A 469-nucleotide genomic window follows, 5' to 3' on the forward strand; every position below is an offset into this window, starting at 1 on the left:
GTAGGCGGCGGTGATGTACAGCCCGACAAGCCACGGGATCGCGTCGGAGCGGAAGCGCAAGCCTGCCAGGATGGTGAACACAAGGCCGAAGGCGGCGACTGCCTCCGCGAGCCATTGCCCGGTTCCGGTCCGCACCGTCGCTGAGGCCTGCAGGATAGGCAGTTCGAACATGGCATGGGCCAGAAACGTCCCGGCAATGCCGCCCACGACCTGGGCGGTGACATAGGCAAGCGCCGCGTTCGCCTCGATCTCGCGGCGAAGCGCGAACACCAGCGTAACGGCCGGATTAAAGTGCGCCCCTGAGATCGGTCCCAGTATCGTGATCAGCACGACGAGGATCGCCCCGGTCGGCAGCGTGTTGCCGAGCAGCGAAACGGCGACGTCGTGTGTCAGCCGGGCGGCCATGATGCCGGAGCCGACCACGGTCGCGACGAGCAGCGCGGTTCCCAAGGCTTCCGCGACGATGCGG

Annotated in this window: 1 protein-coding gene; it reads right to left on the bottom strand. The window is 67.2% G+C overall.

Annotation, left to right across the window (positions count from 1 at the left end; translation table 11 throughout):
- The coding region (locus tag EN964_RS36985; protein ID WP_164776614.1) for an MIP/aquaporin family protein at nucleotides 1-469 on the bottom strand (469 nt) is incomplete at both ends.

Source organism: Mesorhizobium sp. M7A.F.Ca.CA.001.10.2.1 (assembly GCF_003998575.1).
GTDB lineage: Bacteria > Pseudomonadota > Alphaproteobacteria > Rhizobiales > Rhizobiaceae > Mesorhizobium.